The organism is Pedobacter sp. B4419 (genome assembly GCF_059693725.1).
Window position 1 is genome coordinate 1,506,478 of record NZ_JCASSL010000001.1, and the last position, 16,363, is coordinate 1,522,840.

The window sequence follows — 16,363 nt, forward strand, 5'->3', positions numbered from 1 at the left end:
AGGGTTTAACTACCAGCTTGTTAAAATATGTTAATTCTTATTCAATTGAGAAATTGATTTCTGCATTTGTGCCATCATGCTTGATAATGTTTCGATGGTTGGTTCTGGCGTAGGCTCTGGCAAAGCCGTAGAAATAAAGGCTTTTGCTTTCCATATTTCTAAGATGTCTTCGGCAGGCAATGAATACGCATCATATACTTTATTGTCTGAAATTAGTTTCAGCTCTTTGTTTTCCTTAAACCTGTTTCCAGCTCTTTTGTAAACCACGCCTTCGTTCTTGCTGATCACAATATAAGTGTCTCCTGTTTTTACGTCATTCCAGTTGTCCATGTACTCGCCAATAATGATGCTTCCCGGTTGGATAGGCAACATCGAATCGCCCATAATTTCAAAAGCCCTAAAAGTGCCTTGTCTTAAAGCTGGAAGGGGAAGCTGGAACTTGGGAAGATCTTGGATGTATTGTGGGTCAGAAAATCCGTTCAGGTAACCGGCGCTTGCCTTAACCGGAACCAATTCTATGTTCTCGTTGTCGTTTTGGTCGACAGAAATACTCAAAATCCTCAAATTAGAACCTTGGCTTTTAGGCTTTGGTTTCCAATTGTCGTTGATGGTTTCGTTGATAAACTCGTCAATGGTAAGGTCAAAATATTCTGCTATTTTTTTTAGTAAGTCGTATTTCGGTTCAGCCCTGTCTTCTTCGTAAGCGCCAATCAATGATCGCTTAATTTCCATTAAATCAGCAAATTGTTGCTGTGTATGGCCTTTTTTCTTTCTAAGGTATTTGAGGTTTGATGAAATGTTTGACATAAAAAATAATTTTAAAATAAATTTGTTTTTACTAAAATTGTTAGTATTATTGTGCCAATAAAGTTAGTAATATTTCTTGAAAGAACAAGTAATTATCTAATTAAATTAGTTTTTAACCTTTAAAGCCGTTAATCATGCAAAAGTTTGTTTATATCGTAACCGACAGAAATCGTACAAGTTTACATGTAGGAATGAGTGCAGACCTGATCAAAACACTTGATTTCTATAAGCAGATGCCAAATTTGTTTTTTGATAGCGGCCAGCAGCTAACCCGTTTGGTTTATTTTGAAGAATTCAGAACAGAAGCCCAGGCCTTGAACCGTTTTAAAGCGGTAAGCCGTTTTACAAGGATGCAAAAAGAACGCATGGTACGCTCTTGTAATCCAGATTGGATTGATTTAACCATCGGCTTGGACTTCGAGCATATCCTTTCCCATCCAAAAATCAATACCCAAGTGGCCTTGCCTTTGATGTCGTAATTATCAATTGCCAATAATTAGTTAATAGTTTCAATAAAAAAAGCGCCTCGAATATCGGGCGCTTTTTATGTTTTTATTGAAAACTGCGAACTGAAAACGGATTGTTTTACCAGCCTGGCGCAAAGGTTACGCCAAATACGCCGTTCTTCACATCTTTACGTTGGAAAGGGAAGGCATAATAAGGCTCCAATACAAAATAGCCAAATACGTTCACCCTTACCGATATACCCACACTCAATGCAGGCACTCGTTCTGTTGCAACGCTAGTAAATACTTGCTTGTTTTCGCTATCATATATAGGATTACCCTGCTGGTCAACCACTGGAACATCTTTGTAGCTTGGTTCGCTTTTGAACGATACCTTGCTGCCTTCGTTCCAGGCCAAGCCTGCATCAAAGAAAAGGTTCAAATCGGTAAATAAGAATTTTGAAGGGATTTGGGCTAATTTCTTAGGTCCGGTAAAAGGCAGTCGAACTTCAAAATTAAATACCGCCAATTTGCTTCCTGACAGCTGATCGATATCGTAGCTGCCCGCAGTTTGGTTTTGGTTTCTGTAAAATGAGCTGGCATCATAACCCCTGATCAGGTAGTTGTAGCCTGCATAAAGCGGATATAAATTTTCGCCGTCTTTGCCTAAACGGAGGTAGTTGTATGACCTGACTGCAAAAGTTACAGGTTTAGCTCTCCAGTATTTTCTGGCATCAACGGTTACCGCACTGAAGTTGTAATCGCCAAAATATTGTTCTGCACCGATCCGGTACCTAAAGCCATCTAGCGGAGCTGTTACCCCAAATATAGAGTTGTCGCCAACAAAAGAAGCATTAAGCTGGAAGATGCTAAAGCCTTTTAAAGGAATACCCAAAGCATTTTGGGCTTGGCTTGTAGATACCTTTTGTCTGTCGGCACCCACATAATAGCCATAAGTATTATCGTAATAGTTGTTAAAGCGATCTAAACGATAACTGTAGCGCGAAACGGCAGTACCAGCTTCAAACCTGTGCACTTTATTAAAAGGGTAGGAGGCGAATACTTCTAGCTTGTCTTCAAATGTACGGAGGATATTGGTGCTCAGGGTATCTAGCTTTTCTCCGCCATTGGCCGGATTGTAAGGGTTGTAAGTTCTGAAACCTGTGATATAAGGAATGTGAGACAAGCCTACGCCCCAGTTGATCCTGTTTTTTTGGTTGATATAGCCTACCAAGCCCCCAAAATCATAGATTTCTCCATTTACCGAAATGTTGGCAATAATCTGGTTTCTACCTAAAATATCGCTAAACATACCGATGATACCACCTTGTACGCCTGTGCCAAACCTGCTTGTAGAAACACCTACGCCGCTATTGGCCAAGTAATCTAACCTAAATTTAGGTTTGTAAGGAATAGTATAGAGCGAATCTTTTTCGGGTTTTTCAAAGCGTTCGAAATTGCCCAAATTGGAGTTCACAATATTTACACCGGCATTTTCCATTGGAGGCAGAATAGCCGCATCGAAATTAACTTCTTGCGCATCTACGGTTTTAGCCTTGAAGTTGCTCAGTGGAGAATTGTATAAGGTATAACGCTGGTAACGGTAATAGCTATAAATGATATCATCATTTCTGGCCACGGTAATGGCAGGAGAGAATTCGGTAATACCGCTGATACCTGTAAAATAATCTGTCAACTGTTTTACCGAACCGTTGTCTAAGGTATACTCATAAAGGTTTCTAAAGCCATCGCGGTTTGATAAAAAGAAAACACGTTTACTGTCGCCAGAGAATTGTGCATTCAGGTTATTTGCACCCGGAAAAACAGGGATATTGCTCAGCGTTTTGCTCGCAATATCATAAATGGTCATGTTAATCGGGTTTACTGCGTTGATATTGCCACCAATTATCGCAGCACGATCTGATGAGAAGATGAGTTTCTTGCCATCAGGAGAGAAGCTCGGTGCGTAATCAGAATATTCGTCGTTGGTAATTTGGGTTACCGCCTTGGTACCTAAGTTATACGAGAAAATATCGCTTTGGCCTTCAACCATGCCGGAGAATGCGATTTCCTTGCCATCTGGCGACCAAGTTAAGTTGCCAAACTGTTCTACAGCACCCATTCCCGTTTGCAACACGGTGTTGCCATTGTCTACATTTACAATAAGCAGTTGATTTCGGCCCTTGCTGAAAATACTAAAGGCGAACTGTTTGCCATCTGGCGACCAGGCACCTGCCGATTCGATGAAGTTGAAATCATCTATATGCGAGTTGGAGATCTGGCTGCTCAGCTTTCGGATAATCTGGCCGGTTTTCGCATCGGCCAAAAATAGATCGATGCCAAACAGGTCTTTTTCAGATAGAAAAGCCAGATACTTGCCATCGGGACTTATTGCGGGCGCCACGTTCATGTTGCCGGCATTTTTGTTATCGATGATTTTGGTACCCGAGATTTTGATCTGCGAGCTGTCTGCTTTTAATAATGGTCTGTAATGTTGTTCAATGGCATTTTTCCATAATCCAGACAAAGTTCTATCGTCGTAGCCAAAAGTATACTTGATGCCATTTTCATAACCAAATCTGGCCGTGTTTTTAAATAGCGGAACAATAGTGGTATCGCCATAAAGAGAGCCTACAAACGTCCAAAAAGCCTGACCATAGCGGTAAGGAAAATATTTGTTAGAATTAGTGAGGTCTTTTAAAGAGGGGATATCACGGTTTAGCAAAGCATCCCGCATCCACATCGAAGTAAATGCATCTTTTTTGCCTACCGATAAATACTCGGCCATACCCTCAACCATCCATAAAGGTGTATTGCCTATATTTTCTAAACTGATCGAATCTTTCTCCAAAAGGATGTGATATTGAAAGGCATGCACCAGCTCGTGTCCTAAAACGTGCCTGGTTTGACTATTCAGTTCCAATACGGGCATTACCACACGGTTTTTCAAGGCTTCGGTTACCCCGCCGGTACCTACACTGATTTCTCCATTCAATGCGGTAGTCTGTTGAAAATCAGGGTGGTTATTGTAAAGGATGATAGGGTTTTTCTTCAAGAAAGTATCGCGAAAAACCTCCTGGTGCATTTTATACCAGGTTTCTGCATCCTGGGCAAACTTCTTCAGCAGTTTTTCATTTTTGATGTAATAGTAAATCTCAAAGTGTGGCGTTTGGAGCACCTTAAAATCGGCATTTTTATACCTTACCCGGTTTTGGCCAAAATATTGGGCTTGCACCGAAACGGCAGATACGAGTATAAGCAATAAAATCAGCCATGATTTTCTTCGAAAAGTAGCGTTTCTATTCATATATTATAGTTTTTAGGACAATAGGCTTATATTCAATTACGAAAATAAAAGGGAAGTGGTTTGCTGGGTTAGTTGCCACCTCCGTTTTTCTTTCTCTCTTTTTCTTCTTGGCGTTGTTTTCTTTTCAATTCCCGCTCTTCTTTTCTGGTTAGGGGAACTACAGGGGCAGGGGCTTGCTGTTTAGGCTGTGGGTCTGCAGCTTTTTTCTCCTCTGTTTTTTGTTCCTCTACTTTGGGTTGTACTACTGGTTGCTGTTCTTCGATAATAGGTACGGGAACTTCTAAAGAATCTACTAGCGTGCTATCTGTTACGGTAGTGTCTACCTGTTGTACAGGCGTAGGGCAATCGATGTTTCTGGTAATGGATACCTTTGCTTTAGGGAATGGTCCGTAGGTATAGCCACTGTTAGGGTCGTGGTATACCTTTTCCATGAATTTGCCAAAAATAGGCAATGCCGTGCGCGATCCTTCGCCTTGTTCGCCGTTTTTAAAGTGGGCTGTACGCTCATCGCAACCTACCCAAACACCAGTCACCAAATCTTTGGTAATACCCATGTACCAAGCATCTACATAATCTGAAGAGGTACCTGTTTTACCACCAATCTGGTTGTTCTTTTTCCACAAATCCCATTCCCATAAGGCCCTAGAGGTACCACCTGGTTCGTCCATACCGCCTCTAAACATATAGAGCATCAGCCAAGCTATTTCTTCACTTAATACGCGTTTGGTTTTTGCGGTAAATTCTTCAATGATATTGTTTTCTTGATCGGTAATTCGTTCTACCAAAATCGGGTCTGTTTTTACGCCCTCGTTTAGGAAAGTGCTGTATGCCTTTACCATTTCGAAAACCGACACATCATTTGGACCCAAGCTTACAGAGGGTACCGATTCTAAATGACTTTCAATACCACACTCATGTGCCCATTTAACCACATTGTCCCAACCTACTTTCTCGGTAACTTGAGCAGTTACGGTGTTTACAGATTTTGCCATGGCCCAGCGGAGTGACATTTCTTGATAAGTGTTATTCCAATCGGCGTTTTTGGGTTCCCAATATTCGGTTTTGCCCTTATCCTGATAAGAAATTTTAACCGGTTTATCAGTGAATTTATCGCAAGGACTCATGCCGCTTTCGAGTGCGGCCAAGTAGGCGAAAGGCTTAAAGGTAGAACCAGCCTGTCTTTTGGCCTGATTAACGTGGTCGTATTTGAAGAATTTATGATCAATGCCACCAATCCAAACCTTAATTTTACCAGTTTTAGGCTCCATGGTCATCATCCCTGTGTTCATGATCTTGCCGTAATAACGGATAGAATCCATGGTAGAGAACAAGGTATCGCGATCGCCTTTATAAGAAAAGATCTTCATCTTTTTCTTTTTATTGAAATAGGCATCTATCGAATCCTGGTTGTTGTTGTATTTCTTTTGCAACAGGGCATAAATAGGCAGGTTTCGCTTGGCCCGCTCTGGATAGTCTACTTTTTTGCGTTCAGAATCTTCCCATGGATCTTCATTTCCCCATACGCTGTAAAATCTACGCTGTAAAACGCGCATTTCTTCCTTCACTGACTCTTCGGCATAACCTTGCAGTTTAGAGTCGATGGTTGTATATATTTTTAGGCCGTCTTCATACAAATCGTAGTTGTTGTCATTGCACCATTTCTCCAGGTATTTATCAACGGCTGCCCTTAAGTACGAATCACCATCGCTACCATCGTCAACACTGCCTTGTTCTATCTTTAACGGAACTGCTTTGTACTTTTCTAAATCGGCTTTGTTCAAATAGTTGTATTTGTTCATTTGCGAAAGCACTACGTTTCTTCGCTCCAAAGACTTCTCTGGATTTTTGATCGGGTTGTAAGAAGTAGTAGCCTTTAGCATGCCCACCAAAACAGCGGCTTCCGGAACATCGAGCTCATTAGCCTGCTTGTTGAAATAAATTCGTGAAGCGGTTTTAATGCCATAAGTATTATTACCAAACGATACCGTATTCAAGTACATGGTGATGATATCGTTTTTGCTGTAATTGGATTCGAGTTTGAGGGCGGTCATCCATTCTTTTAGCTTAGGAATTAATGTTCTTGCCAAAGGAAGGCGGCCCAATAAGCCTTGCGATTTATTGTAACGGATGCGGTAAAGGTTTTTAGCTAATTGCTGGGTGATGGTACTGGCCCCTCCGTCTTTGCCCATGCCTACCACGGCGCGACCTAGGGCTTGGATATCGATTCCCATGTGCTTATAAAAACGCACGTCTTCGGTAGCCACCAATGCATTGATTACGCTGGGCGAGATCTGGTTGTATTTTACAGGTGTTCTGTTTTCTTTAAAGTAGCGGCCTATGAGCACCCCATCAGCAGTATATAATTCTGAGCCTACGCGTTGTGCAGGTTTTTTGATATCGGTATAAGTTGGCGAATAGCCGAACAGCCATAAGAAGTTGAGCTGCAGCGCGCAAAAGAAAATAATGACAAAGAAGATAAAAATCGTGATATAGCGAATGTATTTATTTTTTATTTCTTTAAACATGGGGTAAAGATGGAAAAAACGTAAAATATTATCTGTTAAATTGTGTTAAAAGTACTGGTACAAATAACGTATTTAACTGCTTAAAGTTACTCAATTAAATTTAAATAAAGTTTTTTGACTAAAGGTGGCAAACCTGGGTTTAATTAGTGCCTTGATTTACAATAAATAACATGATAGGATAGAGAAGAGGTAAAAGGTAAAATGGAAGATGTAAGAGGTGAAATGGATAGTAAACTTACGATTTGAATTATTCTATCTTATGCCTATAAATAAAAATGCCATAGATAGACAGATTAAAGGATGTTGTTTTCAACCAAATCTGTTACCTAAGGCTTATTGTGGGTAGACTTTAAGACTACCGACTTAGAATTTCAAGCTTATTTGTCTTTAATTTCTATGTTAGTTCTTCCATCATCATACATTCTAACAAAGCTGGTTACTTTTCCGTTTTCTGTATTGATTTTGAGTCTTAAATAAGGAGTTTCCTCAACATAAAATAGATCAGTTTTTAATGGTGTCAGCTTATGTTTGCGTTGTCCGCTGCGATGGTAATATAATTCGCCATTTTCGATCAACAGTCTCCCAGCACCACCTGTATAACTTCCCTCGTATTTTTGGAGTTCTGCCAAGGTAAGTTTGATTGGTTTTTGTTGTGCTTTTAGGTAATCGAGCGCCCAATTAGCACTGAGCTGATTAGGGTTTGAGGACAGAATTTTTTCCAATGCAATAAACTGAGTAGTTAAAAGTGCATCTTTAGCTGCAACTGTAATATCGGGTTTTATGCCAACTTTATCCCAATCGGTTTTAGTAATCGGATCTATCGGGCGCGAGTCGGGCAAGAATATGGTGTAACGATCTGTTAATGCCTTATGGCTAACGGGGTGTGCGCCGCCACCAGTAGCCTCACCTATAATAGTAGCCCTTTTTTGGTTTTTCAAAAAATAAGCAAAGCTTTCAGCTGCCGAAAATGTATTGCTACTAGTTAATATGTACACTGGCTTTTTGGGCATGCGTTTACCCGGTACATAGGACAATGTCCAATCTTGTTTGCGTTCACTTTCATTGCGTGAATAGATCTCGACAAGAAGAATGGGATCCGTATCAAAGAGATAGCTGGCTAAGAACTGAACCATAGTACTATAGCCCCCGCTGTTTTGTCTTAAGTCAATTATCAATGCCTCTGTATTCGCCAAAAAGTTCATTGCCGAGCTAGCAGTTTCTGCTCCAAGGGCTAAATCATGGAATTTGATTAAGTTAAGGTAACCTATATTTCCATCGAGAATGCGTACCTCCTTAAAACCAAAATTATCTCGAACAGCATTGGGGAAATCTCTATTGATGAGGCTAAGGCTGTCTTCCTTGCTCATTATTTTCTTACTGGCCACTACCCAATCAGGATCAAATGTAATATTCAGGTGTCCGTCATTAGAAATCTTGACTAGGTCTGCGGTAAGCCGACTGGCAAATTGACTAGGATCACTTATGCTGTTATAGCTGCCGTTTTTAGTATTTAGGATAATCGCATCAGCCATTTTTTTAGCCACATCTGGGAAGATATAACTTTGATTAAGTTTGGAAGCCACAGCGTCTACAACCTGTTTTTTTTCGGGCGCCCCAATTTGAGCTACAGAAATAAACGGAAGAAATGTGAACATGCAGATGATGGTCGATTTATTAATAGATAAGAAGTTTAGCATCATATTTGGATTATATTTGCAACAATGATACGACAAAACATCTAGGTCGGATATGTAAAAAACGGCCATTTTAAACATGCAACTTGCCAAGACGTTTCCGCGATACTTACACCATTATGTAAGATTTTTTTACACATTAAAGTCCGATGGATTTCTTAATGTGGATAGCGCTAACGGCTTTGGTATCCAGCGTAGGCTTCCTGATGGTACACTTGACCTAATCTTTAATCTCGGACCTTTAATAGAACTGTCGAGAAACGGTATCGATTTTACATCAATGCCATTAGCCACATTAACTGGATTGTATCCAGATAGGAACTTTATCAAATATAGTGGTACTGTACATCTCGTTGGAGTTGTATTTCAACCTGGGGCTGCCCACTTGTTTTTGGATAATCATTTGCTTGATTTTCAGGCTTCCACCTTAGATGCGGGTTTGGTATTTGGACATGGTATTTATGGATTGTATGAGAAAATGCTTCGCGAATCTGATGAGCTTGCCAGGCATGGTCTGTTAGAGCATTATTTAGAAAACTTGTTGAATGCAAAAGCTGAGCAATATAACCTCAAACGTATATTGCATGCAGTTGATGTGATTCATGCCAGCAAAGGGAATGTTGAGATGTCTCTTCTTCAGGAAAGCTGTTTAATGAGCGAACGGAACTTTCGTCGCAGGTTTACCGAATACGTGGGCATGGCTCCTAAACAATATGCTGGGATTGTGAGGGTAAAGGAGTTTTGCAAAGCCTATCAAAAAGGCGAAGGTAGTTTTTCGGGCATTCATCCAGAATTGGGTTACACAGACCATTCGCACTTCAGCAAAGAGTTTAATAAGATTGTAGGGACCAATCCGGTTAATTATTTTGAAAAATGGAATGAGATCGATACGCAATATCTTCACTTAATTTAATCTACCAAAAAGAAATAGCTTAGTTCAGGTTCCGTTAATTTTTTAGTTAACGATAATTTAATGTGTTTAAAATGTATAGTATTTGTAAACATTTGATCTAGTGTATATATTTGTTAGCATGGCAAGCAGATAGAGCAAAAACCTGCCGTAACCTATTAAATACAAAGAATGAAAAATCAATACAGAAGAGATTTTATTAAAAAATTGGCTTTGAGCGGTTTGCTGGCAACATCATTTCAAAAAATGATGGCAAGTACAAAGCCTATAAAACCACAACTTGCCAATGCAAAAACATTGATCAGGTTTGGTATCATTACCGATCTGCACCATGATTTGATTCCTGATGGTCTTGATCGGCTGGTTGCATTTATAGATGAAATGAATAGGGAAGCCCCTGATTTTATTATCCAAATGGGTGATTTCTGTTTCCCCAAAAAGGAAAACCTGCCTTTAATGGAGGTATGGGATAAATTTAAAAAACCAAAATACCATGTAATTGGCAACCACGATACCGATGGCGGCTTTACACGCGAACAAGTAGTCGAATTTTGGAAAGCCAAGGCGAAATATTATTCATTTGATGCCAATGGCTTCCACTTTGTTGTTTTAGACGGAAATGAGCATAATTCCTCGCCAGATCGCCCTACAGGATATGCCCGCTTTATCTCACCCACACAATTGGAATGGTTAAAGAAAGACTTGGAGGAGTCTAAATTGCCAACGATCGTATTTTGTCATCAAGGTTTGGATAATGATGCTGGAGGTCTGGAAAATGGTACGCTGCTCAGGTATACGCTCGAACAAGCCAATTTAAAACAGGAACAAAAAGTGATATTGGTGTTCAGCGGCCATCATCATCAAGATTATTGCAATTATATCAATGGCATCCACTATGTGCAGATCAATAGCGCTTCCTACCAATGGTTGGGCGATAAGTATAAAGAAATCCGTTATTCGGAAGCAGTTGACAAGGCTAAGCCCTGGTTAAAATATACAGTACCTTATAAAGATCCGCTGTGGGCGATGGTTGAAATAGATAATAAGGGCAACATTACCATTAAAGGCAAAAAAACAGTATTTGTTGGTTCGTCGCCCGAAAAATTGGGTGTAAATCAAATGGATTATATTTATCCGATAGTCCCTTATATTTCAGATAGAAAGCTTTCAAGATAGTGGCATATTTGGCCTAAAAAGAAAGAGGCCTTAGTCAAGAATGACTTTGGCCCCATTTCTAAATTAACGCTCTCGGACATTTTTTAACAAAACCCATGCCAATTAATTAAAGTCTGCTTTTTTTCTGAAAATTATTCGAATAATTAATTTTTTAGGCCTTCCAAGCTAGGTAGGAGCCCTAATTGGTGTGATATAAATTGAACACCTGATCAAAAAACTAGGCGGGAACCAGTAAAACTATCAGGTGGCAGTTTTGTTGTTTAGGATAGTCAAATAACTAGAGCCATGTCGAAAAAGAAAGAAATATCCCCAGATCAGGTTGCACCAAGAGATGGATTGGACAATACAGGTACACAAGGCTATGATTCGCTTAGCGATGATGCCTACACAGGTACTTCTAAAAAACCGGCCGAACATCCTAACGATAATGAAAGCGGTACGGGAAGCTCATCAAAAGATTTTCATGACGCTGAAGAAGAATAACATCAGCTAGTTTATTTATTAAATAGAATTTAATTTATATTTAGCCAAAGGAATGCTTTGAAACATTGTCTTTGCAGTTAACTCTGGAAAACCTATATCATACTTATGAAAATCGACATCAAAAAATACCAGGCGCCTACCCAAAAGAAATTCAAGCTAAAGGATTTTAGTACCACCTACAATGGTGATTTGGATAAGGAAAAGGGGAAACTCGAACTGGAAAAGGCCAAATTGCAATTGAGTCAGCACCAGGAAAAGTTATATGCTTCTGGTGAGCAAGCCGTTTTGATTATTTTTCAGGCCATGGATGCAGCCGGTAAAGACAGTGCGATAGAACATGTCATGTCGGGACTTAATCCGCAGGGTTGCCAAGTATACAGTTTCAAAACCCCAAGCAGCGAGGAATATCGCCATGATTTTTTGTGGCGGCATTACAAGGCTTTGCCCGAAAAAGGAAAGGTAGGCATACATAACCGATCTCATTATGAAAACGTATTGGTGTGCAAGGTGCATCCTGAATATATATTGAGCGAAAATATTCCCAATTATACTGAGGTAAAGCAAATAGATGCCAAATTTTGGAAGAGCAGGTATGACAGCATCCGCAACTTCGAAAAACAGCTAACCGACAATGGTACTGTGATATTAAAGTTTTTTTTACATGTTTCGAAGGATGAGCAGAAGCAACGTTTTTTAGACCGCATAGAAGATCCTGCCAAGAACTGGAAATTTGCTTCTGGCGATTTGAAAGAAAGGGCTTTATGGAAAAAATACATGGATGCCTACGAAGAAGCTATTCAGGAGACATCAACCAGCAATGCGCCTTGGTTTGTGATACCAGCCGATAAAAAATGGTATGCCAGATTGGTCATCAGTCAGGTGGTTGAGGCCGCATTTGAAAAAATGAACCTCAAATTTCCGGTATTGCCAAAAGAAGAGTCAGATCAATTGTTGGCATTGAAGCAACAACTGCTGGATGAGAAATAAGTTCTTCATGATCAGGTGTTTGCAGATTGACCTAAGCAAATCGTTCACATCCGAATTTGTGACTTCTTAGATACAAGAGCTAATCTCTGTAAATCTTATTTAAAAATTAAATACTTCTCAATACCTTTGCCCCGCTTTTGGTTCCCGGTTTTAGGATCGGGATTAAAAGGGAATACGGTGTAAATCCGTAACTGTCCCGCAGCTGTAAGCTCTGTAACGGTTTTCAAATCTTGGCCACTTTTTCGCAAGAAAGGGGAAGGCAGAGAATCGGGAGTAAGTCAGAAGACCTGCCTTAGCATTATAATTTCATAGCTTTCGGGGATTGAAGCTAGGAGTGGGACTAATTTATTATACCTCATTTCTGTCATTGATTCTATTGCTGTGTGTAAAAAAACTCACAAACATTGAAGAAAACAACCAAATGGATTGTAACAGGTCTAGGACTTGCACAATTGGTACTTGTAGGCAAAACAAAAGCCCAAGAAGTACAATCATTAAACGAAGTAGTGATTTCTGCTACTAAGAACGAACAAAAACAATCGCAAACAGGCAAGGTAGTCAGCATTATTACTAGGGAAGAACTAGATCGCAGCGCGGGAAGAAACCTGGCCGAATTGCTAAATCAGCAGGCCGGCATTAATGTAGTAGGGGCAGGCAGCAATTATGGCAAAGACAAAAGCATATTTTTTCGAGGCGCGGCAAGTACCTACACTGTAATTTTGATTGACGGGGTTTTGGCTTCAGATCCTTCTTCGGTGTTAGGCGCTTTCGATCTTCGCATGATTGCCATTGATCAGATAGAGCGGATCGAAATTCTTCGTGGAGGCCAATCTACGCTTTATGGTTCTGATGCCGTTGCAGGTGTAATCAACATCATTACAAAAAAGAGTGGCAACAAAGGCAATAATGTATATGGCGTAGCCAGTGCGGGCAGCTATAATTCTTATAAAGGAACCATTGGTTTGAGCAGCCAAGTTGATGCGGTTACCTATAATGTAAGCTACAGCCATTTCAGGACGGATGGTATTTCTGAAGCCGCCAATCCGGCAGGGAATACGCAAGCTTTTGATAAAGATGGCACCAGGCAGGATGCGGTAAATGCCAATTTCACTATCCAATTGGACAAGCGTTTGAGCATTAATCCATTCTTGCGTTATTTTGCCGGAAAATTCGATTATGACGACGATGCATTTGTCGATGCCAATAACAAATCAGAATCGAAGCACTTTAATGGCGGCTTAAATGCGCAGTACCAATTAAACAAAGGCAAAATCACCCTCAATTATAGCCACGAAAATACATCTAGAGAATACGTAAGCATGTATGGTGGTCGTTATGATGGCCGCATGGATTGGTTGGATCTGTTCTATAATCAAAACCTTGGCGAAAAAGTAAACCTATTGGTGGGTTTGGATAACCGTGCAACCGCAGTAACTTACTATGGTGCAACCTTAACAAAGCCGTCTACCAATTTGTTCAGCACTTATGCCTCTGTATTTTTGCATGATTTGAGTGTGTTTAATCTTGAAGTAGGTGGCCGTTACAATAAGCACAATAAATATGGCGAAAACTATACCTATGCCGTAACACCAAGTATCAACATTATTAAAGAAGTAAAACTATTCGGTACGGTTTCATCTGCATTTAGGGCGCCAATGCTCGATATGCTTTTTGGTCAATACGGCGCCAATTTGAACTTAAAGCCTGAAAAAGCGACGAACTATGAAGCAGGCGCGAGTTTCAGCTTTTTAAACGAAAAATTGAACCTGCGTGCAACAGCTTTTAAGCGTAAAATTAAAGATGCCATTATTTATGGCACAACGGGTTATGTAAACCAAGACAAGCAAGATGATAGAGGTTTAGAGATCGAACCTAGTGTTAAATTAAACAAGTTTACGATTGGAGGCTATTATGCCTATGTAGAAGGCAAGCAGACTTCGGGTACCAAGGTGATCGATTTCTTGTTGCGCAGGCCTAAAAATACTTATGGCATTAATGCGGGTGTACAAGCTACAGACAATTTATTTGTAAGCGCCAACTTTAAATTTACTGGCGAGCGCTTTGACAGCGATTTTAGTACTTATCCAGCCGTAAATAAGCTTTTGGGTTCCTATAATTTATTGGATTTTTATGCGGAATATGCCTTGGCCAAAAAACGCATCAAGATTTTTGCCGATTTAAAAAACCTAACCGACGAGAAATACACTGAAATTATTGGCTACAATACCTTTGGCTTTAACATGAATGCCGGTGTAAGCTTTAATTTTAAATAACATACCTGTCATTCAGACGGAAGGAGAAATCTGATGAGCGCAGTTTGATGTTGCAGATCCTTCGATCACAAGCTTCGTTTTAATACGATGCATTAAGTATAACAAAGCCCGAGTTTTTCGGGCTTTGTTGTTATTTGTTGCTGTAATCCATTTTGTACTTGTCCAAATTGGGCAGGTTCTTTTTGCTTCGGTTCAGCTCGTATTCGTAAATGGTCCTCCCCAAATTCTTCATAAAAGGATAGCATACGGTTTCGTATTCGTATTTGCCATCATTGTAAATTCCATCTTCGTTAGATTGAACTACTGCGGTTAGAAAATATTCTACTTTGTTCTTAAAGTCTACGAAATACGAATTATCGATAATGTAACCATAACTGTCACCATATTTATTAAAGATCCTGATATTCGGATCTAGCGTTGCATTTTTCTCTCGTCCATAATACAGCATCTTGGCGTAGGTTGGCCAAAAGTCTTTCGGGTCATATTTTGGATAATCGCTTTCTGTAGGCAATTTGCTCATGTAGGTATAAATGAGTTTGTAATCGGTGGGAGTGAGGTTAAACCTTTCCTTTGCCGGAAATGCTTCAGGCATGATCAAACGTTTCATTAACAATTGCTGATCGCCAACGGTAAAAACATTCTTGTTGGCAAAGCTGTAAGGTTCGTTTACCAATTGTTCTTTGCCGTCTAAATAACCCTTGCCCACCAATAAATTGGTTAAGGTTAACGGATAATCCTTATTGTCAAATTGGGCATCTTGATGGTAGACCAATTTGTCGTCTTTGTAAAAATCGATAGGGTTGGTGTTTCTGGCCGATTCGCCACCATCGCCAATGGCTAGCCTATTCAGTATTCGACTATCGTTCATGCCGTATTTTTTCAGCTTTGCATTGATTTCTGCCCGGCCAATAAACTCAAATAATCGATTAAAGGCATCATTATCGCTGGTTAAGAGTATCTTTTTAACGTAATGTTCAATGGAAGGCTTTCCGTTTGCGGCGCTTTCGTCTTTCAAAACCTTGGTCTGGCCTTTAAAGCTGCTATCGGTTAGCATAACCAGATCGGCACTCATGCCTTTGCTTTTTAACGCATTTACCTTTTCTAAGGCAAAGACTACGGCAGCCAGCTTAACAGTACTGGCGGGGTAAAAATACCGTTGCGGATTAAAATTGTAGCTAAAGGTTTTAAAACTCGGTTTATTGTTTTTATCGCGGTTCACCTGTGTATAGATTACCTGAACTTCGTTTTTGTTGGGGTGATTTAAAATTCCCGAAAAGAGTTCAGGCTTGTCTTGCATTAGTTTTTGCAGGAAAACGGTGTCTGTTTGTTGTGCCATCGCCTGGATGCTGATGATAAATAATGAACAAAGGGATAATAAGGTACGCATAAGCTCTATTTTGAACCTAAATATAGGGTTTTATAAGCGTTTGCAAAACCGTGTAATTGTAACATCTCCTTGCCATATTTGCTTCTGTGCTTAATTTGGCTATATTTGCATCGCTTTTGGTTCCCGATTTTAGGATTGGGATTAAAAGGGAATACGGTGTAAATCCGTAACTGTCCCGCAGCTGTAAGCTCTGTAACGATTTTCAAATCTTGGCCACTTTTTCGCAAGAAAGGGGAAGGCAGGAAATCGGGAGTAAGTCAGAAGACCTGCCTTAGCATTATATTTTCATAGCTTTCGGGGATTGAAGCTAGGAGTAGATGCTTGTTGATACATGCTCCTTAATTTCTGTTTGCTGTGGGTTTAACTCA

General features: G+C 40.0%; 11 protein-coding genes and 2 riboswitches. Of the genes, 6 read left to right on the forward strand and 5 right to left on the reverse strand.

Annotation, left to right across the window (positions count from 1 at the left end; all coding sequences use genetic code 11):
* Positions 1–30: 30 nt before the first annotated feature.
* A complete protein-coding gene (locus tag AC570H_RS06050) occupies positions 31–807 on the reverse strand; it encodes an XRE family transcriptional regulator (protein ID WP_497352732.1) in 777 nt (258 codons plus the stop codon).
* A gap of 134 nt (positions 808–941) precedes the next feature.
* Here AC570H_RS06050 and AC570H_RS06055 point away from each other — a divergent pair, with 134 nt between their 5' ends.
* Positions 942–1,286 carry a GIY-YIG nuclease family protein gene (locus AC570H_RS06055; protein WP_497352734.1) on the forward strand — a complete coding sequence of 115 codons (345 nt, stop codon included), beginning with the start codon at positions 942–944 and terminating at the stop codon, positions 1,284–1,286.
* 106 nt (positions 1,287–1,392) lie between these two features.
* Here AC570H_RS06055 and AC570H_RS06060 read toward each other — a convergent pair whose 3' ends face one another.
* From AC570H_RS06060 to AC570H_RS06070, 3 genes are all read right to left on the reverse strand, one after another.
* The gene (locus AC570H_RS06060; protein ID WP_497352736.1) at positions 1,393–4,560 is read right to left on the reverse strand and encodes a tolB protein precursor; all 3,168 of its coding nucleotides are present in this window, start codon (positions 4,558–4,560) and stop codon (positions 1,393–1,395) included.
* Between the two features lie 68 nt (positions 4,561–4,628).
* On the reverse strand, positions 4,629–7,085 hold the full coding sequence (locus tag AC570H_RS06065) for a transglycosylase domain-containing protein (protein WP_497352738.1): 2,457 nt from the start codon (positions 7,083–7,085) through the stop codon (positions 4,629–4,631).
* A gap of 377 nt (positions 7,086–7,462) precedes the next feature.
* Positions 7,463–8,785: a S41 family peptidase gene (locus tag AC570H_RS06070; RefSeq protein ID WP_497352740.1), complete on the reverse strand. Its 1,323-nt coding sequence runs from the start codon at positions 8,783–8,785 to the stop codon at positions 7,463–7,465.
* A gap of 73 nt (positions 8,786–8,858) precedes the next feature.
* On the opposite strand from AC570H_RS06070, the gene AC570H_RS06075 reads away from it, so the two are divergent.
* From AC570H_RS06075 to AC570H_RS06095, 5 genes are all read left to right on the forward strand, one after another.
* Positions 8,859–9,692, forward strand: coding sequence for a helix-turn-helix domain-containing protein (locus AC570H_RS06075; protein ID WP_497352742.1), 834 nt, complete (start codon positions 8,859–8,861; stop codon positions 9,690–9,692).
* Between the two features lie 168 nt (positions 9,693–9,860).
* On the forward strand, positions 9,861–10,865 hold the full coding sequence (locus AC570H_RS06080; RefSeq protein WP_497352744.1) for a metallophosphoesterase family protein: 1,005 nt from the start codon (positions 9,861–9,863) through the stop codon (positions 10,863–10,865).
* Positions 10,866–11,150: 285 nt separating this feature from the next.
* Positions 11,151–11,348 carry a hypothetical protein gene (locus AC570H_RS06085; RefSeq protein WP_497352746.1) on the forward strand — a complete coding sequence of 66 codons (198 nt, stop codon included), beginning with the start codon at positions 11,151–11,153 and terminating at the stop codon, positions 11,346–11,348.
* Positions 11,349–11,453: 105 nt separating this feature from the next.
* Positions 11,454–12,335, forward strand: coding sequence for a polyphosphate kinase 2 family protein (locus AC570H_RS06090; protein ID WP_497352748.1), 882 nt, complete (start codon positions 11,454–11,456; stop codon positions 12,333–12,335).
* A gap of 121 nt (positions 12,336–12,456) precedes the next feature.
* Positions 12,457–12,644: riboswitch (cobalamin riboswitch) on the forward strand.
* 95 nt (positions 12,645–12,739) lie between these two features.
* Entirely contained in the window at positions 12,740–14,608 is a 1,869-nt protein-coding gene (locus tag AC570H_RS06095) for a TonB-dependent receptor plug domain-containing protein (protein ID WP_497352750.1), read from the forward strand.
* Between the two features lie 130 nt (positions 14,609–14,738).
* Here the strand turns inward: AC570H_RS06095 and AC570H_RS06100 are convergent, their stop codons facing one another.
* Positions 14,739–15,995: a serine hydrolase gene (locus AC570H_RS06100; RefSeq protein WP_497352752.1), complete on the reverse strand. Its 1,257-nt coding sequence runs from the start codon at positions 15,993–15,995 to the stop codon at positions 14,739–14,741.
* Between the two features lie 99 nt (positions 15,996–16,094).
* A riboswitch (cobalamin riboswitch) is annotated at positions 16,095–16,283 on the forward strand.
* Positions 16,284–16,363: the final 80 nt, after the last annotated feature.

Coding starts and splice junctions, on each gene's coding strand:
- AC570H_RS06050 (WP_497352732.1), bottom strand. CDS start 807: ATGTCAAACATTTCATCAAACCTCAAATACCTTAGAAAGAAAAAAGGC.
- AC570H_RS06085 (WP_497352746.1), top strand. CDS start 11,151: ATGTCGAAAAAGAAAGAAATATCCCCAGATCAGGTTGCACCAAGAGAT.
- AC570H_RS06075 (WP_497352742.1), top strand. CDS start 8,859: ATGCAACTTGCCAAGACGTTTCCGCGATACTTACACCATTATGTAAGA.
- AC570H_RS06060 (WP_497352736.1), bottom strand. CDS start 4,560: ATGAATAGAAACGCTACTTTTCGAAGAAAATCATGGCTGATTTTATTG.
- AC570H_RS06090 (WP_497352748.1), top strand. CDS start 11,454: ATGAAAATCGACATCAAAAAATACCAGGCGCCTACCCAAAAGAAATTC.
- AC570H_RS06065 (WP_497352738.1), bottom strand. CDS start 7,085: ATGTTTAAAGAAATAAAAAATAAATACATTCGCTATATCACGATTTTT.
- AC570H_RS06070 (WP_497352740.1), bottom strand. CDS start 8,785: ATGATGCTAAACTTCTTATCTATTAATAAATCGACCATCATCTGCATG.
- AC570H_RS06055 (WP_497352734.1), top strand. CDS start 942: ATGCAAAAGTTTGTTTATATCGTAACCGACAGAAATCGTACAAGTTTA.
- AC570H_RS06100 (WP_497352752.1), bottom strand. CDS start 15,995: ATGCGTACCTTATTATCCCTTTGTTCATTATTTATCATCAGCATCCAG.
- AC570H_RS06080 (WP_497352744.1), top strand. CDS start 9,861: ATGAAAAATCAATACAGAAGAGATTTTATTAAAAAATTGGCTTTGAGC.